This window comes from Microcoleus sp. LAD1_D3 (assembly GCF_036702135.1).
Lineage (GTDB): Bacteria > Cyanobacteriota > Cyanobacteriia > Cyanobacteriales > Microcoleaceae > Microcoleus.
In genome coordinates, this window is sequence record NZ_JAUBSB010000008.1 from 74,651 (window position 1) to 95,133 (window position 20,483).

Here is a 20,483-nt window from a genome sequence, read left to right on the forward strand (position 1 = left end):
TAGCTGCTTCCCGGAGATCGCATCATCAATGAACAACATTAAAACCCATCCAAAATGGATTCCGCTTCAACATAGTTTTGTTAAAATTAATCCCAATGCAAAGGGAACTGTTCTTTTCATAGGAGGCTATCTTTACGGAACATTCCCAACTTGGTCGTACAATAAGATGCTAAATTATCTGTGCGAAAAAAACTTTACAGTTATCTCGTACCCCTATTCTCCGGTTCAACTAAGCCACTGGAAGCTTGCCAACGATTTACTAGAGGAAATCGAACACATTAAAAGAGATATCATTCACGAATCCGAACGGGCAGGTTATCGAACAGATGTTTACTCCGCTCCTGATAAATACTGTTTCGTAGGTCATAGCCTAGGATGTGAATGTATCTCGTTAATCCAATTCTTGAGCTTCACAAAAGATAAGCAACATCAACTCTTGCACGAAGCCCGCAATAAATTGGGACCTAAGAAAGTTACCGATTCTGACTTCTCAGATGTTGATAGCCTTCCCGCAGAGAAACCCGTTCCGTACAAAGCCAGCCTCCTTATGGCTCCTTGTTTCAAAGCTCCATTGCCCGGTATACGACCAAAACAGGAACTAATGCGGTATGCGATCGAGAATGGCCCTTTGCTACCGTTAACTGCATTGATTTCCTTTAAGGGTGATGACATTGCTGGTGAAGATGTAAATTGGCTTCACCAAAATTTGAGTCCTGAAAGTCTAGTTGGAAAAAAGGAGCTTAACTTTCAGTCTAATTTGCCGTGCTGGGCATGGCAATCTCTAAAACAGCACCTAATTCCTTGCTACAACCCCATTGAATCTGGTCTTTTGGATTGCGCGGTTGAATATATAGATCGGTTAATCGCCCGCGAGTAGCAATGGAACCAAAACCTACGCTAAGCCCAGAAGTCAGACAGACAGTGATTTTAGCGACTGGTTAACTCTGCCTACTTTATCCTCAATTAGGCAGAGTTGGTCTACTCTGTGGGGAAAACTAAGCGCCAACCGTTCCACCAGCAATGCCTTCTCTTGATGCAGATGTTGTACTTCTGCCTTGAGTCGCTCTATTTCCTCCTTTAACAATGTATCAAAGCCCTCATCTTCAGCTCAAAAGATTCTGTTTATAAATTAGCTCGCTATGCGATCGCTCTACGACCACGCTCCGCGATCGCGAAAATACTGAGCGTACAACTGGCAACTGACTGTCGCCCGATCGCCTACGAGATGCACCAACTCCATACTTTGCAACTTAAACCCCTCCACCAAATCCAACTCCACAGGTGCCTTGCTCCTCACCACCTCACCAAACGCTGCTGCCAACGAGGGCTGTTGTTGCAGGTTGCATAATTGTCGTTGTAAGTGATTGCTATAAATTCCCCCTGTTGTAGAGGATGTTTGCCACACCTGCTGGAGATTGACATCCCCACGTCCAATGTGATACAATCCCACCCGAACTAAATAGGGACTCCCACCCACGAAATCCGTCAATTGCTGTGCCTCCTCATCTGACCAATCCAGTCCATGCCGTCTGGCCAAATCTTGCACCTGTTCGCTTGTGAATGGTGGCAGCTCAATCGGTAGCCCCACATTGAACGGTGACTTATTGGCACTCAGCGAGATATAAATTTCGGTAGGGTCTACCACAACTAACCGGAGTTTTCGCCAAATTTCCCGATTCTTTGCCTCCTCATGCCAGGTTCGCAAAAGTCCAAAAAAGTCACTCGCCAAGTCAGGATAGGAGCACAAGCGATCAATATCGTCTAAACCTAGCACTAAAGGCTGGGCGATTGACGCTAGCAGATACTGCTCAAAGTACATCTTGCAGCTAACAATACTCCCAAAACACTCATCCCAATAGTCTGCTAGCTGATTAGGGAGTTGCAAACCTAGACTCACGTTAGCGCAGAACCATCGTAAGAATTGCTCCAAATCTTGGAAAATCTCTGTATCCGCTAACTGAAAGCTTAAAGACACTGTTCGATAGCCTTGCTTTGTGGCTTTATGGAGAATCCTCGTCATTAGCGAAGTTTTCCCCGTCCCCCTGGGAGCTTGGAGCCGGATGAGCGCCCCCGGTTGTAAAATTGTCTTGTAACACTCCGACTCAATCGGGGGACGCTCCACATAAAAGGGCGAATCCAGGGGAACTTGACCACCCGGCAATTCCAGCTCTATGTCTTTCTCTAGTTGTGTATTCTCTGATACCTCAACCTTCTCTATCTGAGGATAGACACACAAATAATCAGTTGGCTCTAAAGTCAAATAAAAAGCACTGAAGCAGCTTTTTAGGGTTTTCTTATCAACCGCAGCTTCGTGATCGTATACCTTCATCAGGGTATTCACTGCTAAGCCAGTGCGATCGCTCATGTCTTCGAGAGTATACCGATTGCCGCAGTTTTCCTTCAATTCTGCCTGGGATTTAGCTGTCTGTAACTTTTGAAATCCTTGAGGTGTCAAAATTACACCACGCCTGCGCTTATCTTTGTGTCTCGGTTGAGGTATCATCGTCTGATTACGATCGCTAGGATTTGGGGCTATTCAGTATATAATATGCTAAAGTTTTAGCTAAAATGCCAATTCACTAAACATCGGGATTGAAAGTTTTCAAAATTTCTGAATCCCTAACCCGAACGTTTAATCAGTTTCAGCTTATTATTAATTCCCTCGACTACCCCACTGGTTGTTCTACGATCGAAGTACGCAATAATTTCATCCAGCCATTTAATGATTTTTTTCTGACTGTTCGGAAAATACTTTTGACCTTCTGATAACCAGATATCCAATTTCAATAGTCCGACTAACCAATCATTTTCCTCCTCAAAAAGTTGGCGGATTTTTTCTTTTAATTCGTGCATAATTTTCTATTTAGGAGAAACCTCTTTTACTTGAGCTAGTTTCTGAGTTTGTTCTTCCTTAAAATCTTTTTTATTCTTTAAAAGGGCATATTTACTCTTCTTTAATCCCTCTAAAACATGAGCATAACTTTCTTTTTTCGTCTGCGACTTAGCCTTTTTTCGTGAATTCTATACTTGGCGTTTTTATTGTTTTTTTTTGCGAATCAGGCTCTTGACTTACTTGTACCATTACATGAAATCTATCCGCTACGACTTGAGCCTTTAACTTTAATTATCCAACTAAGCTTTTGTATCCCCTCCACATATCTATACTCACTTCTTCTATCTGCTCCAAGACCTCTGTTCCTCATAAAAGCAATTTTTTTTCTATTTTTGACTGCGTTCTTCTCTCAAGTATTCCAATTAACTCAGACTTTTATAAATCTATTAATACGGCACAATAATTTCCTTTTCCTTTAACTAACGCTATTTCATAAATTCCCATCTTTCTTAAAGCGGTAGGGTTTCGTTCCTCAACCCAACTTACGCACGAGCGGTTTTTTTTAGCACTAACTGAACCGTATAGGGCTATAAATCGGTCTTTTTTTGTGTAAAGAGTGCATCAGCGACTGATAAGTTAGAATAAACAGAGATGTTGCACCATTCTCAATAAGCCTTTTATGAACAGGCAAGATGCCTGTTCCACAAAGAGTGAATTTGCTTGTGGAACAGGCATCTTGCCTGTTCTTGAGAATGGTGCAAGATGTGAGAATAAACCCAATTAATTGTTAAAAAAAATGAGTGCTAAAGTTACTGTCATCGACCATCCTTTGATACAGCACAAGTTAACTCTCATGCGGCAAACTCAAACGAGCACGGCGAAATTTCGCCAACTGCTGAAAGAGATTGGGATGCTGCTAGCCTATGAAGTGACGCGAGATTTGCCGCTAAAATACCAAGAAATAGAAACGCCGATCGCAAAAATGAATGCACCGGTGCTGGCTGCAGAAAAGAAAATTGTTATTATTTCAATTATGCGCGCAGGTCAGGGACTGTTAGATAGTATTTTAGAGCTGATTCCGTCTGCGAGGGTAGGACATATTGGTTTGTACCGCGATCCGACAACTCGGATGGTGATCGAATATTATTTCAAAGTTCCCCAGGATATCGAACAGCGAGATGTTTTAATTGTCGATCCGATGCTGGCTACTGGTAATTCAGCAGTGGCGGCAGTGGATAGGCTTAAAGAAGTTAATCCGAAGTCTATTAAATTTTTGTGCTTGCTGGCGGCACCGGAGGGAGTGGGGCACTTTCACGAACAACACCCTGACGTGCAGATTTATACGGCGGCAGTTGACGAGTGTTTGGACGAGCACGGCTATATTGTACCTGGACTGGGAGATGCGGGCGATCGACTTTACGGCACTATGTGAATTCAATCCAATTATTTTCTGCTGTATATGCCAATACATTCATTTAAAAATAAGTTTACTAACATAACTATTGGTTTGATAGTGCCATACAATCTAAATTGTAAAATTTTAATGTCAGGAAAAGCCTATATATAACAAGGATTGTAGGGTTTTCTTACATTAAATTCGTAAATTGCATGAGCGAGATGTATTTACTGCATTTGATCGTTAACTTCTCTGCCTTTAGTGTAATTTATTCCAAGAATTAGTTATTAAAATAGATGTATGATGCTAACCGTTTGCGATCAACTACTAACATTTTTTTTGACGAGGTAAAAAAACAATGGAGACTACAGCACAGAAGGAAGCCCCAACTCAGCCTGTTGAGGAATTGAAAATTAACAATATCAACAGTTTGGAGTTTGAGCTTTGGGCTAAAGCGGTGAAACGGCAGATGATTGCAGCACTCTCTAAAAAGGGCGCGCTTTGACATCTCTGAGTTTGTTGTGTGCAAGTGGCGTTAATTAAATTAACCAAATTTTTGTCTGCATTGTTGTCCAAGAGCGATAAGTGGGGAGGGAAAGAGTTTTGAGATTGCGCCTCTTTCGGAGTTGCGGGAGGGGGAGAAGAAAGCATTTTCCTTATTCCTAGTTTTGGACGCACGGGTGGAAGGAAACCGGGTTTTTTTACGAAAATACTTCTGTTGCAATCGGCAGAAATGGTAAAAAAACCCGGTTTCTTTGTGTCAAGAGTGCCTCCGGGACTGTTCTATCTGCCGAATGCTTTCTGCCAGATTACGATCGCTTGTCAACAGCCGCCAGCAAGCGCAGACTTCCGTCTTGAATCTGCACTGCTTTCACCGTTCCCACAGCAACTCTTTGTTGACCGTTAGCCATCGCTACCTCAATCTTAATCTTGGGGTCAGACTGTAATCCCAGCCGCCCCCAGAGCCACTTAACTTGAGTAGCAGGAAAAGAGCGCACTTCTACATCTGAAAAGGGCGAATTAACCCAGCGGCTACCATCGTAAAAACTCGCTACCTGCACCTGATACCAAACTTGTTCTCCTGCCAATTTTAACTCATTAGTCGGTTCTGGTTCCAGCCACTCAGCGGGATTGACACTGTTAATTAAAGTAGCAGAACCCATAATTTGACTTTTGTGGGCTTCTAAACTTTCAGCCTGAGAAACTGCTTCCTCAAGTTTGTTGACCAAATTCCGAATTCGACTTCTTGTTTCGCTGTCAGTATCTGATTGCTGGTCGAGCCAATTCATCGCCTCGCGAGTTCCGTCTTGAGAAGCTACAATCAGGGCGCCCCAAGCCTTGACATCGGCGTCAGCGGCATTCACTCTCAAGGCGGCGTCTATGCGGTTCCAGATCCGCCCGCCGTCATTTTTGAGGGTTGTGGCTATTTCGTGACTGTTGCTCGGATCGGCTTCAAATACTTGCAAAGCTTCGCTCCAGCGGCCGTCGATCAATTCTGCGAGAACTTGTTGACCGGGACTGGCCCAAGATGCGATCGCCTGCGCCCGAGTAATTTTAGCGTGAAATTCGATCGTTTCTAGCTGAGCTTGCGCGACAGCAGGCCAATTTTTGCCGGCTTTCCCCTTCGCCACACGCATAACATTTAATGCTGGAGACCACAGCCCGCTTTTCGCCAGTCGCAGTCCATTTTTGTAAGTCTCGTCATTGAAGGCAAATTCTTCTAAAGAAATCGCCGTTAACTGAACTGGGTTGGGCAAAAATTTGCGCGGGCCAATTTGATAAAGGGTAAATTGTGGCTCTAAACCAACTGTTTGGTCGATCGCCAACTGGGGGTTTTCGCCCTTAACAATTTGCTGCCAATTCGGCGGTTGTCCGGCCGCACTCGCCCACTCCAACAGCGGCATTAAATGATTTTGGCTGGGATTGTAGCGAACGACTTGTCCGTAGGGAATTTTCTTGTCGCCCTGCTTTAGTTGACCGCTGACATTAAACCAAATGCCCGATGCGGGGGGCTTTCCGTCAAATCGCCGCAGTTCTGTTAGGGGTAGGGACTGATTGGAGGCTTGATTGTTAGATGTAGAGTCAGCTAAAGAAGCAATGACAAAAGATTCCGCAGGGCCTTCTAGATTCACAGAACTTGCTAGCTGAAAATACTGCTCTTTATCGGAACTGCGATCGGGAAGCTGCACCCGCTTGTACACCCGAAGTTCGACAATTTGACGACAAGGATTTTTGCAAACAGTAGAAGCCTTAACAGTTCTTTCTACCATCACCGGCAATAGCAAATCGGAAATAGAATTATCGCGGGATTGATCGACGGGAAGCGGCAGGGGTTCTCCGGTTACGAATCCCAATTTGCGGATGCTGGCTTTGATTTGATCGAGAGTTTGGATTGAATCTCTGCTACCTGTAGGCAGGCGCGACCATTCCGGTACAAACTGAGAGATCAACTTGTTGCCATTGGGATCGACGATGAGCTGATAACTCAGCCAAGCGCCGCCTCCCATCAAAGCTGCACAGCCACACAAAACGCTGAGGGCTGTCAAATTAGCTACCAGTCTTTTCCAGGGATATCTGGCGCGAGTTCGGGGAGTAGGTATTGGAAGCTGGGACTCTTGAAGATTTTTGGGGCGTCGGGTTTGGCGACGGCGTCTTGTCGGAGGAGGAGCAACTTGGCGATTTTCTGGGGGTTTGGCTCGATTTTTTGAGGGGTTAATTTTGTGTTCCATCATGCCATTTTAGAATTTAGATTTTAGAATTTAGAGTTTAAAATTGCAATAGCCGATCGTACTGCCGACCTATGATATCCCAAGTGTATTGGCTTTCAACGAGCGATCGAGCGCTGACAGAGAGCTCCTGTCTTAGCTGCTGATTTTCAAACAAAATGGCGATCGCCTCAACATACTCCTGAACTTTGTTCGCCCGCAAGGCCCTTATCAGTTGTGGGCCGCCATTGACGGCTAAACCCTCCAAACCTCGATCGCTAGCAACCACGGGAGTTCCCGCAGCCATCGCCTCCAAAGTTTTATTTTTAATCCCAAAACCAATCCGCATCGGCACCACACAAACAGCAGCTTGATGCAAATATTCTGCCACCCTTTGCACCCGACCTACTACTTGAATTCCGGGAAGTTCCCCCAAGGCGAGCACTTCCGGGACTGGCGAAGCCCCTACTAAGGTGAGGGTAGCATCGGGATAGCGCTGCTGCAAAGGCGGCAGTATTTGCAAACTGAGAAACCGCGCCGCGTCAATATTGGGCAAATTGTTCATTGCGCCTGCAAAAATTAAGGTGTGTCCTCCCGGATCGATCAATCGATACGGAAATTGAGTTAAATCCACGCCGTTAGGAATTACATCTATGGGAGGTACAAAAAAATCTTGTTTTCCTCGCACTCGAACCGGAGGCAACAGTAATTCTAGGAGTTGCTCTCTGTCGGTGGATGTTGTCGCAACAATGCGGGAGAATTTGGAACAGTAGCGTTTTTCGTAGCGGGCGAGTAGCGGTAAATTTAGTCGATCGCGCAGGGGTTTTTCCGAGGTGCCGGTGGCTAACATTTCCCTGCAAGTTCCCCAAACGGAACTGTGAATGTTTGCCACTGTCAGCAGTTTTTGCCGCCATTCTGGACGCACATAAATCTCGTTAACGCTGTGTTCGCAGGTGACAGCATCGCATTTGCCTGCTGTTACCAATTCGTCTGCCCAATTCTGCATTGCTTGGGAGTAGCTTGACACTACGTTGGGAGGTGTTCCCGATTGCAAAAATCGACCAAATCTGTGGAATTTTCCTATTATTTCAGAGAACCCCCCCTCAGTCCCCCCCTTATTAAGGGGGGGAAGCAAGAAGCCCTCCTCAAGCCCCTGGTGCAGAGTTAGCCCCCCCTTGACAAGGGGTGGTTGGGGGGGTAATCGCGGGTTGGGAAAAACTGCTAATTCTGTGACTTGCTGGCGCAAGGTGTCGATTTGTGCATCCGTGACATCGGGCGATCGTACAGTGCCGAGAATTACATCATGCCGCCGGCTCAAGTATTGTAATAAATTAAACGTCCTTACCTGAGTTCCTCCGCGGCTTGGCGGATAGGGAAAAGTCGAGGAAAGCATCAAAATCTTCATGGGATGTGGAATAAATAAAGTTGCCGCTTGCGCGATAAAATTGATTGATAAAATCTTTTTAACAATCTTCGCACCTATGGACGAATTATCTGTTAAGGCGCTGCTGGAAGACTTGAAAAAGTCCGACGAAATCGTGCGGGATCGGGCAACTACTGAACTCTGGCGCACTTGGTTTAACCAGAAAGGTGACTATGGGATGCAAATTCTCAGGCGATCGCAAGTTTCGTTAGATGCAGGCGATGTTCACCACGCTTTGGATTTGCTGACGAAACTGATTGCGGAAGCGCCGGATTTTGCTGAAGCTTGGAACCGCCGCGCCGTACTTCACTATACCCAAGGAAATTATAAAAAGTCGATCCACGACTGCGAAATCGTCCTCAAACTGAACCCGGTGCATTTTGGGGCGTTGCACGGTCTGGGTTTGTGCTACGCTGCCTTGGGAGAATACATAAATGCTATTCAAGCTTTTCGTCGCGCTTTGGAAATTCAACCGTTTGCTTTGGTGAATCAAAAGTTAATTCTTGAATGTACGGCTCGTTTGAGTTAAAATACATAGGGCATAGGGCATTGGTGATTCTTTTCTCTGGATTGAATTGCAAAATTTTTCGACGATTTCAAATCTAAAATAGTATAAATTTGTGCCGAAAATTAGCATTTGCATTCCTACTTACAATCGAGTGCATCTGCTGGCTTGTGCGATCGCCAGCGTGCTAGATCAAACTTATACAGATTTTGAATTAATTATCTGTGATGACGGTTCTACTGACAGCACTCCTCTGTTGATGTCGGAATTTGTCGATCGCGGGATTCGCTACATTCGCCACCGGCAGAATATCGGCAAGAGTAATAATATGCGATCGGGCTTTGCGGCAGCAAGGGGAAAATATTTTATCAAGTTTGACGATGACGATCGCCTGAGCGCGCAATTTCTAGAGCGGACATCTGCTATTTTAGATAAAGACCCCAGCATCGATTTTGTCAGTACAGATCACTGGGTGATCGACATTAACAATTATATTGACGAAAACCAGACGAAACTCAATTCGCAGCGGTGGGGCCGCACCGAGTTGTCGGCTGGAATTATTGAAGATTTGCTCTCGGCAGTTTTTCTCAGACAAAGTTTGCAAATAGGGGCGAGTTTGTTTCGGCGCCGCGCGCTGGAAGAAGTCGGATTTCTGCGGCCGAATTTGCAAAATTGCGAAGATAACGATTTGTTTGTGAGACTTGCGATTGCGGGCAAAAAGTGCTATTACTTGCCGGAGCTATTGATGGAGTATCGAGTTCATGCAGGACAGCAAGGAGTCGATCGGGCAATTCCGTATTTAAGTGATAAATTGCGCTATTTGACCGGCTACGAGTTTGAGTCGGAGAAGTTGGAAACAGTCAGGCTCAAAAGGATTGCCGAAACTCAATTAGCGTTAGGCTTGCGGCTGATTGAGGTGGGTGAAACTGCAAAAGGGCGCCTGATGGTGCGGGCGGGAAAGTCTGTTTCTGCAGCGAAAATGTGGGCGGGTTTGGGATTGTCGTTGCTGCCCGTCGAGTTGCGTCCCAGGGCGTTTGAGTTTGTGCGGGAGTTGGTGAAATAACCATCAATAATAGTTATTACTAATTATCACAATTAAAAAATAATATATATTAATTTTACTTATAGCAAGGAGTGTGGTCTGGCATTGAGATTTGCTCAGATTTTGCTAGATGGAGAACTTGCCGGGCTCGTTGAGAGAGTTGGCAAAAAATAAAAATTCGATATGACACGTTTTACATTAAATTAAGAAATTAAGAAATACTGAAAATTAAGTATTTACGACTTTGACATCGATCGGGGACAAGTACAGATCTTTCTTTGGGTCTGCCCTGCTTTTGTTATCGATCATGCCATTCGGGAAAACTTTGGCCCTGAGACTTGGTGAAGGGCTCAAAGTCAGCATTGTTAAATTCTGTCTAGTTTATTAATGCACCACTCATGTCAATCACTAATCGGATTAGTTTTAATAATCTCCAGGGCGACATCTTCGGCGGTGTCACGGCTGCCATCGTCTCGCTGCCCCTTGCCCTCGCCTTCGGGGTCGCTTCGGGAATCGGGCCGATCGGGGGACTGTACGGTGCCATTTGCGTTGGCTTCTTTGCGGCGCTGTTTGGTGGCACCCCAACACTGATTTCTGAACCCACAGGGCCGATGACTGTGGTGATGACTGCGATCGTCGCATCCCTCACCGCCAGCAATCCCGAACAAGGGCTAGCAATGGCGTTTACCGTTGTGATGCTGGCGGGGTTGTTTCAAATCATTTTTGGTATTTTCAAGCTAGGGAAATACGTCACCCTGATGCCCTACAGCGTGATTTCCGGCTTTATGTCGGGAATTGGCGTGATTTTGATCATTCTGCAAATTGCACCGTTTCTGGGTCAAGCCCCTCCCAAGGGCGGTGTTTTGGGCACTTTTATGGCAATTCCGCAGTTGCTGGCAAACGTAAATCCGCCGGAAGCAATTCTCGGTGCCTTGACGGTGGCAATTATTTTCCTGATGCCCAAAAAGCTGAAGAAAATCGTGCCCCCGCAATTGATAGCGCTGATTGTCGGGACGGTAATTTCCCTGACTGTGTTTCAGGGCACCGATATTCGCCGAATTGGCGAAATTCCGGTGGGACTGCCCCCCTTGCAATTGCCGACTTTTTCCGCCGGTCAACTCACGGTGATGTTTGTGGATGGGGTGATGCTGGGGATGCTGGGCTGTATCGATACCTTGCTGACGGCGGTGGTGGCGGACAGTCTGACGCGGACGGAGCACAAGTCCGATAAGGAGTTGATCGGTCAAGGAATTGGCAATATCGTGTCGGGGATCTGCGGTGGCTTACCGGGCGCCGGGGCAACGATGGGAACTGTGGTCAATATCCAAACAGGCGCGACTTCGGCGTTGTCGGGTTTAACTCGGGCGTTGGTGTTGCTGGTGGTGGTTTTGGGGGCGGCGAGGTTAACTGAACCGATTCCGATGGCGGTGTTGGCGGGGATTGCGCTGAAGGTGGGGATTGATATCCTTGACTGGAGTTTCCTGAAACGATCGCACAAAGTATCTGTTAAGGGTTCCCTGATCATGTACGGGGTGCTGTTTTTGACTGTGTTTGTGGATCTGATTGTGGCGGTGGGTGTGGGCGTCTTTATTGCCAATATCCTGACTATCGAACGGTTGAGTAGTTTGCAGTCTGCGGGAGTGAAGCTGATTTCCGATACGGATGATGAGGTGCTCATCAGTCAGGAGGAGAAGCAACTCTTGGATCAGGGTAAGGGGCGCGTGTTGCTGTTCTGCTTGAGCGGCCCGATGATTTTTGGGTTGTCGAAGGCGATCTCCCGCGAACACAATGCTATGAAGGATGCGGATGCTTTGGTGATGGATTTGAGTGCTGTGCCCATGCTGGGGGTGACGGCTTCGCTGGCGATCGAAAATGCGATCCGCGATGCCTGCGATAAGGGTTTGCAGGTTTACATCGTCGGTGCGAGCACGAAAATTCAGCAGCGCTTGCAGAAGTTGGGATTGTTGGATCTGATCGCGCCAGAGCATGTCATGAGCGATCGTACCGCAGCCTTGCGACAAGCCGTCGCTGTGGTTGGCAACAAAGGCATCCCCTTGGGAGTGCCGGTGTAACAAGGCGCGAATTCGCCAAAATAGTAGTTGTTTAGCAGGAGGGACTGGCACTCCTGCTATTTCTATGGCTCGATCGATCGTTTCATCTCGTTTCCGGTTGCATCAGTATTGTTCAAGTGTCCAAACAGTCAGTTGTCCCGAAAGCATAATTTTAGTCAACAGCCAACAGTCAACAGTCAACCATCATCTCGCTCGTGCAACCGGAATTGATATGAATTCTTGATTTTCTTCAGTCTCCCTCTGCTGGGACGAGAGGCAAGTGTAGACGAGGTTTTAACCGCCGAGTCTTCTGGCGTGTAGCTATACAACCAGAAATTATCCGATTGATATAGCGGGTAGCCACGGAATATCTGTAACGCCTGGGTCGTAGCCAAGTTGTTTGAGCAGTGTGGTAATTTGCCCTCTATGGTGAGTTTGATGATTGAACATATGTGTCACCAGAACCCAAGTCGGTAGTACGCGGCATTTACCATCTACATTGCTTGTGTACTCAAACGGTTGACTCAACCAGTCAGAATTAAGGTTTCTAGACCATTCTATAATTTGCCGATCCATTGTCTCCCGTTCAGCTCTCAAAACCTCAAATTCAGCATACAGTTCTTGACCGATAACGGTACCCGAAAATGGGTGAAGAGTGAAACGCCCCATCCATGCTTTGTCACCATACAGTAAGTGATTCAAAGTGCCATGAATCGACTTAAAAAAGGCACCCATATCCTGTTTGCGCTGTTCATCAGGAATTGCCGAGCAGACCGAATATATCTTTTGGTTCATCCAGCAATTGTACTCTGCCATTAGCTGGTAGTAGCTACCGTCGTACATACTCAAAACTTAACTACATAGGTTAAACAACTTACATTATACAAATAGGTCTTTCACAATACTCCTGACTCTAATTGGTCTAGATAAATAAACTCAGGAGCTTTAACTCCCGCTTCCTCTCTAATTTTAACCAGTGCAGGCGACTCAAAGAAGGCTCTTGCATCTGTTGTTGATGTCCACGCGGAGAAATGAACGATTTTCTTGGGTTCATTGTCATACTTCAAGACCTGATAGGAGCGCTCGCCAGCTTCTTTTCGGATGCTTTCAGCACGATCAAACACCTGTTTCCAAGCTTCATAGTTTTCTACTTCATGAATAATTAATACATACTGCATAGTAATCCGCTTCTCTGATAATTTCAAAACTTCAATGGTTTGGTTTACTCCTCTTCTTCCTCAGCATTTTTCTCTTTAAATCCCAACCACAAAAGTATTACCTCTTCTACTTCGAGCATTTTCTCGGATGTCAGACTTCCCAATTTGCGTAGAAGCTTTGCATGAGGAATTGTAATCATATTTTGTACGTCAAATACTCCTTCTCGGAGGAACTTATTTTTGACTTTCACCTCAAATCTTGAACCGCGTAGACTTGTTGTATGTGGCACTAGAGTCGCTAATGCCCGGTCTTGATTTAGAGCAGGAATACTCACGACCAAACATGGTCTGACTTTCGCTGTATAACCTAGATCGACTAACCAGATTTCACCACGATCGGGACTATTCATATACGGATTCTTCCTCATCTAGCTCTAGAAAAAGTCCCTCAGCATTTAGAACTAAATCGTCATCCGATAGGGGCGGAAAGTCTAAATAAACAGTCCGTTTCAAAATTTCCAATACCAAATCTAACCGCTCTGAGTCTGTTAATCGCTCAAAGGTATTCAAAAGTTCTTCTACTAAAATAGTCATAGCTTTTTCCCTAGACTGGCTTATAGCATAGCACAGGTTTTAAGTAGACCAACCTAAAAAGACATAACATCGAGCTCCCCGCAGCACTTTAAGCCTGCGGGGTTATAACCTCGATCGCGCTTTACGTTTAAAGTAGTAAATAGTGCCCGATCTAAACTTTTCCTAAATATCGTGTCTATATTTTCTGAAATTCCGACTGTGTGGTTGCAAATTTCCCTCGTGGGAGTGTGGCTGGGCTTGATTTTACTGGTAGCTGAGGGCTTAAATCGCTTTACTTCTGTCGATCCTGAAGTATCGCGGAAGGTTGTTCACATCGGTACTGGGAATGTGATTTTGCTGGCTTGGTGGCTGGAAATACCCGGTTGGGTGGGGATTTCGGCGGGGGTTTTAGCAGGTGCGATCGCCCTAATTTCTTACCAAGTTCCGATTTTGCCCAGTCTTAACAGTATCAACCGGAAGAGTTTGGGGACTTTTTTCTATGCTGTTAGTATCAGCGTTCTCGTAGCTTGGTTTTGGCCGCTACAGCATCAGGAGTACGCTGCTTTGGGCATTTTAGTCATGACTTGGGGCGACGGATTGGCTGCTGTCATCGGCCAGAAATACGGCAAACATATTTATCGAGTTGGGGGAATTCAGAAGAGTTGGGAAGGTTCTGCAACGATGTATTTGGTGAGTTTTGCTGTTAGCAGTTTGATTTTGCTGACGGTTCAAGGCAATATTTGGCAAACTTGGGCTGTGTCTGCTGTTGTAGCTTTGGCTGCTGCTACTTTGGAGTCGGTTTCCAAGCTGGGAATTGACAATCTGACTGTGCCCATCGGCAGTGGGGCGATCGCCTTTTTCCTAAATCAATTTTTGATAATTGGTAATGTGTAATCTGAACTTCCCCCCACGGGCCGCGTTGCTGGATAGAGGTATGAATTCAAAATTTCGCAATTGCTATAAACCAAGTCGGGTGAGTTTTGTAACTTCAAGCGTAAAAGGTAATTCATACCGTGAATCAGCAACGCCAATTATCAATTGTCTAAGTCTCGTTAAAGCAGCCGACGTGCTTGTAAAATTTGTTGTTGCCATTGCTCGAAAGCGGGGATATTTGAGCGATCGTCTGTTGGAAACATCGCCCTTATTTGCTCCATAAGCTCGATCGCCAGTGGTACGCCAAGCTGCAATTGTTCCAAGACATCCCGCTGAGCAAAAACGGTTTCCGGTGTTCCTTCTAAAATCAGTTGTCCTCGATCCATTACAAACACCCAATCAGCCCAGCGGTAGATGAAATCGAGGTCATGACTTGCTAAAAGGATGGTGGTTCCGGCGCTGTGAATTTGTTGAAGTAAACCGATCAGTTGTCGGGTGTGACGCGGATCGAGATAGGCGGTAGGTTCATCTAACAGCAGTAGTTTGGGCTCCAGAACCATGATATCGGCGATGGAAACCCGCTTTTTCTGGCCCAAACTGAGATTGTGAATTGGTTCGCGGGCGAGTTCGCTTAGATCGAATTGCTCGATCGCCTGCTGCACCTGTTGAGCAATTTCGGATTCTCTTAAGCCTAAATTGTACAATCCATAGGAAATATCTTCTTCTACCGTCGAAGCTACTAATTGATGTTCTGGATTTTGAAAGACGAGTCCGATTTGTTGGCGCAGTTGCATCAAAGATTTGCGATCGTAGCGAAAAGGTTTACCTTGCCAGCTAATGATTCCCTGTTGCGGTTGATATAAGCCATTTGCTAACAGAAAAAATGTTGTTTTCCCACAGCCATTTTGACCGATCAGCCCGCACCGTTTCCCAGCGGGAACTTTGAGATTTAAACCCTGAATTGCCACTCGCGAACCGCAGGGATAGGAGTAGGAAGTGCCAGCGAATTCAAGAATCCATTCAGACATATTCGTTATTTTTTATTTTGTATAGCTTTGTTCCCAGGCTCTGCCTGGGAATAAATACCCGGAGGCTATGCCTCCAATTACCGATTACCGATGAATGATTACCAATTACCGATTACCGATTTCCATTCTATAGCAATCCTTGCAGGAGTCGTAAACTTTTTACCCCACCCCAACCCTCCCCTTATCAAGGGGAGGGAGTAAGAAATTCACAAATGATTTAGAATTGCTATATTTGTGTCAGCCTCGATCAGATTTTGACAACTGCCAAAGTTGCATTTCATAACAGAGATGTTGCTCAAAAAGTTGACTTGCCTCCAATCCTTCAACCACGAGCTTTTTGAACCAGCGACGAAATATCCAGCGCAGGAATTTGTGGACGGGGGGAACAGTGATTGCAATCAAATCTGCAACATAGATCATTGTATTTAGTCCATATCGGCGGAAAGTATCCACATACAAATCGATTGTTGGCAAAATATGGGCGGAAATATCCTCAGTTTTTACTAAAGTGAATCCAGCCTGGTTTAATGCTGCATGAAGTTCCGTAACAACATGACAATTAGAGAACATTCCCTCTTTATAATTAGCATCAGATCGCAGCATATCAGCCAGCAAAACGTAACCGCCCTGATTGAGGATTTTGGCGGCACCGTTAGCAATATCAACAGCCGACATATACTGGCTACTTTCGCTAAAGAGAATAAGATCGTAGCAATGGGTTGCTTTGAAGTCTTCAAACCTCGTGAGGTGGAAGATTGCCCGATCGCCCGTACACTTAAGAAAGCGCTGTTGTTGGAACGGATCGGGTGCGAGCCCTTCGACTGCAAAACCTCGATCGAGCAAATAAGCCGCATTTCCGCCAATCCCGCAGCCCACATCGAGTATCGTATGAGTGCCTTTGGGGATCGCATCCAACAGTTTTACAGTATAAGCTTGCTGAGCGAGGCGCAATCGTGCGATCGTTAGTTCGTCAGCGGGCACAGGTAGGGTTTCCCAATAGCCGTAGTGAAGGTAGGGCGAATCTGTCAGGCCCAAATAGTAATTAAGCGCTGCATTTTGGTAGCGAGTTACCTTGGAAATTTCGATGGATTTTGGCTGCGGCATTCGGAAAATTTAGTAAGTTTTAGGATTTAGGGCAGAGTTGAAATTCTTCCCAGCGCTTGCATACCTGTTCATAGCACTCAACAGGAGAAATTGCCAACCTTTGCAACAAATTGATATCAATGTGACCGTTGGCGATCGACAAAAATATAATGGCTGCCTTGGGTTCGTAGCTATCAATGATTTGCAGCAGATTTGAAACAGTATTTTCCTCTATTTCTAGTTGCTGCAAATAAACGGTTGCCTCCAAGTCGGAAATAAATTGCAGATCGTACTTGATAGTATCTACGCTCCAATTCACAGAACCGTTAATGGGAGTATTGATTTTGCAAGCAACCAAGCCTCGTCCTTGATGCAAAAAACCATTCCAAGCAGTATGTCCGATCGGCAAAATATTCTGGTGAATAAACAAGTTTTGCCAGTAGCCAAAACTACCCTGCCAAACACTATCTTCAATTCGCATTTCTTTTCCATTAAAATATTATACGCTTCAGAACACAGATCCAATTACATCAGCGTTCATCTGTGTTCATCTGCTTATATCTGCGGTTAAAAAACCCCAATCCAATAATAAAAAAAATAATAAACTCACCATCATCCATACCTCGCAGATGAAAAACAACAGGTAAACAAATCGGCGGGCATCCTGACTCAGAGATGCAATGATCTCATTACAGTTGCGGGACAGCGCCGGATTCGCACCGAACTTTCCCCCTTACGTCTGATGGCTGTTCTCCATCAGAGCCGATCGATATACGGGGATATTACCACTATTTGGAACATTTGACAAAAAACCGTCCGCCTATTCACCAAAGTCAATATTTTCATACAAATCGGCCAGCGAAATTTCCACAGCAACAGAGGTTAAACTCAGCCGATCGCCCATACAGCTATATTCCGAAAAAATCCACTTATTCGCATCAGTTTTAGAATATTGCTCGACCTGTAGCCGATATTGGTCGATTAATAAATACTCCTGAAAACTAGGAATACTGCGATAGGCAGCAAACTTTTCATCGCGGTCATAAGCTTTAGTACCTTTAGACAGCACCTCAGCAATTAGCAGCGGATTGGTAATTGTATCCGTCCGTCCAGATTGCAGCTCGATCGGGCGCGCTACCACCATCACATCCGGGTAAGTATAATTATTAAGCTGCGGAACCCAAAGCCGCTGATCCGATGCAAAAATACTGTAAGGTTTACCCTTAAGACTCACCCTCAAAATAGCATTTAAGATGCTCGTAATTTCATTGTGATCCGGTGTGCCGCCAGCCATCAGAACAATCTCCCCATTGATAAATTCATGCCGATCCTGAGAATTGATTTCCAATTCTAGATATTCCTCAGCGGTGTAGGTTTTGGTTTCAACTTGCGCGATCATACACAACGCTCTCCTTTAATCTACTCATTTCATTTTATCTTAAAAATTTGGCTGATTCAACAGAAAAGTAGATTTTAATCATGCTAAGAAACAGGCAAGATGCCTGTTCCACAAAGAGGGAATTTTCTGGTGGGGCGTGAGTTTGGCATCAAGAAGAGGCAAGATGCCTGTTCCACAAAGATTGAATTTTCTTGTGGGGAGTAGGGGTTGGGCCGAAGAGCCCGCCCGCGCGATCGCACTTAACAAACTTACCGCAGCGGGACAAAGTTATAGCCAGTGCTTCCTCCTTGTTTAACTTGCACTAAAATCGGCTTACCAGCCCGATCGCCCGTGGGCAAAAACCTTACTTCTTCACTTGCTCCCGGTGTCGCAAAACTCGCATTTCTGAGTGCTTGTTGCAACCCTTCCCGCGTATTGCTTTGCCGCAAGCCTGCGATGACAGCTTGAGTCGCATCAAAACTTGTTGCGGTTCGCCAATTTACTACTCCTCCCCAACGGCGGCTGGCATTTTCTGGAAAAGTGCTACCGGGATTAGTTTCAGGATGCCAGGGAACAGGCAAAACAAGCCCGTCAACGTCCTTTTGCCCATCTTTTAAACTTTGAAAGGTGTACATTGTTGTGCTGCCGTAGAGTGGCAATTTGCCTTGATTGATGCGTGCCAGAGAAATAGCACGGTCAATGCGATCGATGTGGGGTGCTAGCATCAATGCTTCTGCTCCTTTGCTGACAGCAGCGGCGATCGCAATGTTGGGATTAAAAGAGGGTATTGAAAAGTCGCAAACAGTGGGAACTAATTTGCCTCCAGCAGCAGTAAGAGATGCCACAAATTCATCTTTAAATGATATATTATCCGGTGCTTGGGAGTCGTAACAAATAGCAATATTAGTTTTGCCTGCTGTTTTGACTGCATATTCTGCGAGGGGAGCAGCCATGACGCTAATATTGGGGACTGTCCGAAAGATGTAACTGCCAAATCCTGATAGATTATTGGCAAAGCTCGTCGGTGTCACCATTACCAGTTTTTCTTGCTGATAGATCGGAGCAGCTTCGAGAGATGCGTTGCTAGCATTGTGTCCAATTACTCCTAGTATACTCGGATCTTTTGTCAATGTCCTTGCAACTTCTCTGACAACCTCTTGACTGTTGTCATCGTTGACAATTTCTACTTGCAGTTGTGCGCCATTGATGCCACCGCTAGTATTTATTTCATCCTGAGCTTGGGCAACACCTCGAAGGATTTCTTGGGCAACATTGGGGTTGCTACCAATGGGGACGCTGACAGCAATTTTCAAGGAAGAACCATTGCGGGAACGGGCATTATTCAAATAGATAATGGTTTCCGGGTCGTTGCGATTTTGTAGCAGCGATTTCTGAAAATATTGGGCGGCAGCTTGGTAATTTCCCTCAGCAAAAGCTTTAACTCCTGCTTGTTTGTCAGGTGTTGCGTAGGAGGTCAGCAATATCTGATTTCCTAAACTGATACGATTGGCGATCGCTCCCGATGCGCTCGTTCCCGATGGACTCGCACCCGATGGACTCGCACCCGATGTAAATGTAGAAGTAGAAGTAGATATATCTGAACTTTTGGATGCGAATAAACCGGGAAGGAACTTGTACGCGCCAAATGCAATTAAGCCGAGAGCAACAATAAAAAAGATGGGCGGCGGACTTTTTATGTTGTTATCTTGGGACATGATTTTTTATCCTTATAAAATTTCTACAAATTCTACACAAAGGCTGTTAACTACAATCAGTATTCAAGAAAATTCTGTTAAAGTCAACTCATTAAATTCACTAATTAAGTTCATAAAAGTCATAATTGTATTTTTAGGCGGTCAGGATGCCCACCCCACAATAGTTTCATCGCGTGTTAGCTGTAAAATTTAGAGGCGGGACAATCTGAACCTCAATTTCTGAAACAGTCAGTAGTTAGTATGTCGGGTTGAAAATGAGTTTTACGCGACAATCCAAACAGTTCAATGAATTTCCAATATATTCGGATAGTGGGAAAACAAAGGGATGCGGGTACCAACAGTTTTGATCCGCACTTTTTTACCAGATTGTTTTGCTTGAATGAGCTTGCTTTGAACGTCGGAACTGTTGAATTTGAACCACCAAAACGTGTCTGAATTCTTAAACACGCCGGAGTTGGTGTGAATTAACCGGAGTTCGCTGGACTCGCCGGATCGCCGACTTTCCAAATCAATCAATTGAACCTCTTGTTCTTGCACGTTGGTGTAGTTTAACACTGCCACAGGAAGGTTGCAGACAACAACCCACATTAACAATGAGTTGTGAAAAAACAAATTAGACAGAAAATTGGCTCTAGTGTTACTGCGTTGAAAAGAATTGTTTCGGTTCATAAAATGCCCTCATAAATTCAAAATGGGATTTGATTGCATGACAAGCTTTAAT

Annotated in this window: 21 protein-coding genes and 1 riboswitch; of the genes, 7 read left to right on the forward strand and 14 right to left on the reverse strand. The window is 45.3% G+C overall.

Features of this window, described 5'->3' with window-relative positions; translation table 11 throughout:
* Positions 1-28: 28 nt before the first annotated feature.
* Positions 29-877, forward strand: coding sequence for a DUF1350 family protein (locus QUA74_RS06970; RefSeq protein WP_333326421.1), 849 nt, complete (start codon positions 29-31; stop codon positions 875-877).
* A 273-nt stretch (positions 878-1,150) separates the two neighbouring features.
* Here QUA74_RS06970 and QUA74_RS06975 read toward each other — a convergent pair whose 3' ends face one another.
* Positions 1,151-2,503 (reverse strand): AAA-like domain-containing protein, encoded by a 1,353-nt coding sequence (locus tag QUA74_RS06975; protein ID WP_333326423.1) that lies wholly within the window; start codon positions 2,501-2,503, stop codon positions 1,151-1,153.
* A 116-nt stretch (positions 2,504-2,619) separates the two neighbouring features.
* A complete protein-coding gene (locus QUA74_RS06980; protein WP_333326425.1) occupies positions 2,620-2,853 on the reverse strand; it encodes a transposase in 234 nt (77 codons plus the stop codon).
* Positions 2,854-3,629: 776 nt separating this feature from the next.
* On the opposite strand from QUA74_RS06980, the gene upp reads away from it, so the two are divergent.
* A complete protein-coding gene (upp, locus tag QUA74_RS06985; protein ID WP_333326427.1) occupies positions 3,630-4,265 on the forward strand; it encodes a uracil phosphoribosyltransferase in 636 nt (211 codons plus the stop codon).
* 322 nt (positions 4,266-4,587) lie between these two features.
* Complete coding sequence (locus QUA74_RS06990) at positions 4,588-4,734, forward strand: hypothetical protein (protein WP_333326430.1); 147 nt, start codon at positions 4,588-4,590, stop codon at positions 4,732-4,734.
* Between the two features lie 304 nt (positions 4,735-5,038).
* Here the strand turns inward: QUA74_RS06990 and QUA74_RS06995 are convergent, their stop codons facing one another.
* Both QUA74_RS06995 and QUA74_RS07000 read right to left on the reverse strand, forming a co-directional pair.
* The gene (locus QUA74_RS06995; RefSeq protein WP_333326432.1) at positions 5,039-6,961 is read right to left on the reverse strand and encodes a hypothetical protein; all 1,923 of its coding nucleotides are present in this window, start codon (positions 6,959-6,961) and stop codon (positions 5,039-5,041) included.
* Between the two features lie 34 nt (positions 6,962-6,995).
* Positions 6,996-8,339, reverse strand: coding sequence for a glycosyltransferase family 4 protein (locus QUA74_RS07000; protein WP_333326434.1), 1,344 nt, complete (start codon positions 8,337-8,339; stop codon positions 6,996-6,998).
* A 76-nt stretch (positions 8,340-8,415) separates the two neighbouring features.
* Here QUA74_RS07000 and QUA74_RS07005 point away from each other — a divergent pair, with 76 nt between their 5' ends.
* The 3 genes from QUA74_RS07005 to bicA all read left to right on the forward strand — a co-directional run bounded on the left by QUA74_RS07005 (position 8,416) and on the right by bicA (position 11,976).
* Positions 8,416-8,886, forward strand: a complete 471-nt coding sequence (locus tag QUA74_RS07005) for a tetratricopeptide repeat protein (protein WP_333158331.1) — start codon at positions 8,416-8,418, stop codon at positions 8,884-8,886.
* A 91-nt stretch (positions 8,887-8,977) separates the two neighbouring features.
* Positions 8,978-9,925 (forward strand): glycosyltransferase, encoded by a 948-nt coding sequence (locus QUA74_RS07010; protein WP_333326436.1) that lies wholly within the window; start codon positions 8,978-8,980, stop codon positions 9,923-9,925.
* Positions 9,926-10,302: 377 nt separating this feature from the next.
* Positions 10,303-11,976, forward strand: coding sequence for a bicarbonate transporter BicA (gene bicA, locus QUA74_RS07015; protein ID WP_333326438.1), 1,674 nt, complete (start codon positions 10,303-10,305; stop codon positions 11,974-11,976).
* Positions 11,977-12,291: 315 nt separating this feature from the next.
* Here the strand turns inward: bicA and QUA74_RS07020 are convergent, their stop codons facing one another.
* The 4 genes from QUA74_RS07020 to QUA74_RS07035 all read right to left on the reverse strand — a co-directional run bounded on the left by QUA74_RS07020 (position 12,292) and on the right by QUA74_RS07035 (position 13,706).
* Entirely contained in the window at positions 12,292-12,771 is a 480-nt protein-coding gene (locus tag QUA74_RS07020) for a DinB family protein (RefSeq protein ID WP_333326440.1), read from the reverse strand.
* An 80-nt stretch (positions 12,772-12,851) separates the two neighbouring features.
* Complete coding sequence (locus QUA74_RS07025) at positions 12,852-13,133, reverse strand: antibiotic biosynthesis monooxygenase (protein WP_333326442.1); 282 nt, start codon at positions 13,131-13,133, stop codon at positions 12,852-12,854.
* Between the two features lie 44 nt (positions 13,134-13,177).
* Positions 13,178-13,522 carry a type II toxin-antitoxin system PemK/MazF family toxin gene (locus tag QUA74_RS07030; RefSeq protein ID WP_333326444.1) on the reverse strand — a complete coding sequence of 115 codons (345 nt, stop codon included), beginning with the start codon at positions 13,520-13,522 and terminating at the stop codon, positions 13,178-13,180.
* Complete coding sequence (locus QUA74_RS07035) at positions 13,515-13,706, reverse strand: hypothetical protein (RefSeq protein ID WP_333144515.1); 192 nt, start codon at positions 13,704-13,706, stop codon at positions 13,515-13,517. Before QUA74_RS07035 ends, QUA74_RS07030 begins: the two co-directional genes overlap by 8 nt.
* A 171-nt stretch (positions 13,707-13,877) precedes the next feature.
* Between QUA74_RS07035 and QUA74_RS07040 the strand changes: the two genes are divergently transcribed.
* Entirely contained in the window at positions 13,878-14,579 is a 702-nt protein-coding gene (locus tag QUA74_RS07040) for a diacylglycerol/polyprenol kinase family protein (protein ID WP_445302127.1), read from the forward strand.
* A gap of 158 nt (positions 14,580-14,737) precedes the next feature.
* On the opposite strand, the gene QUA74_RS07045 is transcribed toward QUA74_RS07040, so the two are convergent.
* From QUA74_RS07045 to QUA74_RS07070, 6 genes are all read right to left on the reverse strand, one after another.
* The gene (locus QUA74_RS07045; RefSeq protein ID WP_333326447.1) at positions 14,738-15,586 is read right to left on the reverse strand and encodes an ABC transporter ATP-binding protein; all 849 of its coding nucleotides are present in this window, start codon (positions 15,584-15,586) and stop codon (positions 14,738-14,740) included.
* A gap of 237 nt (positions 15,587-15,823) precedes the next feature.
* The gene (locus QUA74_RS07050; RefSeq protein ID WP_333326449.1) at positions 15,824-16,690 is read right to left on the reverse strand and encodes a methyltransferase domain-containing protein; all 867 of its coding nucleotides are present in this window, start codon (positions 16,688-16,690) and stop codon (positions 15,824-15,826) included.
* Between the two features lie 19 nt (positions 16,691-16,709).
* Entirely contained in the window at positions 16,710-17,150 is a 441-nt protein-coding gene (locus QUA74_RS07055; RefSeq protein ID WP_333326451.1) for a hypothetical protein, read from the reverse strand.
* A gap of 156 nt (positions 17,151-17,306) precedes the next feature.
* A riboswitch (cobalamin riboswitch) is annotated at positions 17,307-17,451 on the reverse strand.
* 38 nt (positions 17,452-17,489) lie between these two features.
* Positions 17,490-18,068, reverse strand: a complete 579-nt coding sequence (locus QUA74_RS07060; protein ID WP_333326453.1) for a Uma2 family endonuclease — start codon at positions 18,066-18,068, stop codon at positions 17,490-17,492.
* A gap of 248 nt (positions 18,069-18,316) precedes the next feature.
* Entirely contained in the window at positions 18,317-19,762 is a 1,446-nt protein-coding gene (locus QUA74_RS07065) for an ABC transporter substrate-binding protein (RefSeq protein WP_333326455.1), read from the reverse strand.
* A gap of 282 nt (positions 19,763-20,044) precedes the next feature.
* Complete coding sequence (locus QUA74_RS07070) at positions 20,045-20,431, reverse strand: DUF1523 family protein (protein WP_333326457.1); 387 nt, start codon at positions 20,429-20,431, stop codon at positions 20,045-20,047.
* Between the last annotated feature and the right edge of the window lie 52 nt (positions 20,432-20,483).

Bases quoted from the DNA above. Each gene is read 5' to 3' on its own strand.
- QUA74_RS07065 (WP_333326455.1), bottom strand. From the start codon at position 19,762: ATGTCCCAAGATAACAACATAAAAAGTCCGCCGCCCATCTTTTTTATT.
- QUA74_RS07025 (WP_333326442.1), bottom strand. From the start codon at position 13,133: ATGCAGTATGTATTAATTATTCATGAAGTAGAAAACTATGAAGCTTGG.
- QUA74_RS07005 (WP_333158331.1), top strand. From the start codon at position 8,416: ATGGACGAATTATCTGTTAAGGCGCTGCTGGAAGACTTGAAAAAGTCC.
- QUA74_RS07060 (WP_333326453.1), bottom strand. From the start codon at position 18,068: ATGATCGCGCAAGTTGAAACCAAAACCTACACCGCTGAGGAATATCTA.
- QUA74_RS07000 (WP_333326434.1), bottom strand. From the start codon at position 8,339: ATGAAGATTTTGATGCTTTCCTCGACTTTTCCCTATCCGCCAAGCCGC.
- QUA74_RS06980 (WP_333326425.1), bottom strand. From the start codon at position 2,853: ATGCACGAATTAAAAGAAAAAATCCGCCAACTTTTTGAGGAGGAAAAT.
- QUA74_RS07035 (WP_333144515.1), bottom strand. From the start codon at position 13,706: ATGACTATTTTAGTAGAAGAACTTTTGAATACCTTTGAGCGATTAACA.
- QUA74_RS06990 (WP_333326430.1), top strand. From the start codon at position 4,588: ATGGAGACTACAGCACAGAAGGAAGCCCCAACTCAGCCTGTTGAGGAA.
- upp (WP_333326427.1), top strand. From the start codon at position 3,630: ATGAGTGCTAAAGTTACTGTCATCGACCATCCTTTGATACAGCACAAG.
- QUA74_RS07055 (WP_333326451.1), bottom strand. From the start codon at position 17,150: ATGCGAATTGAAGATAGTGTTTGGCAGGGTAGTTTTGGCTACTGGCAA.
- QUA74_RS07070 (WP_333326457.1), bottom strand. From the start codon at position 20,431: ATGAACCGAAACAATTCTTTTCAACGCAGTAACACTAGAGCCAATTTT.
- QUA74_RS06970 (WP_333326421.1), top strand. From the start codon at position 29: ATGAACAACATTAAAACCCATCCAAAATGGATTCCGCTTCAACATAGT.
- QUA74_RS07030 (WP_333326444.1), bottom strand. From the start codon at position 13,522: ATGAATAGTCCCGATCGTGGTGAAATCTGGTTAGTCGATCTAGGTTAT.
- QUA74_RS06995 (WP_333326432.1), bottom strand. From the start codon at position 6,961: ATGATGGAACACAAAATTAACCCCTCAAAAAATCGAGCCAAACCCCCA.
- QUA74_RS07050 (WP_333326449.1), bottom strand. From the start codon at position 16,690: ATGCCGCAGCCAAAATCCATCGAAATTTCCAAGGTAACTCGCTACCAA.
- QUA74_RS07045 (WP_333326447.1), bottom strand. From the start codon at position 15,586: ATGTCTGAATGGATTCTTGAATTCGCTGGCACTTCCTACTCCTATCCC.
- QUA74_RS07020 (WP_333326440.1), bottom strand. From the start codon at position 12,771: ATGGCAGAGTACAATTGCTGGATGAACCAAAAGATATATTCGGTCTGC.
- bicA (WP_333326438.1), top strand. From the start codon at position 10,303: ATGTCAATCACTAATCGGATTAGTTTTAATAATCTCCAGGGCGACATC.
- QUA74_RS06975 (WP_333326423.1), bottom strand. From the start codon at position 2,503: ATGATACCTCAACCGAGACACAAAGATAAGCGCAGGCGTGGTGTAATT.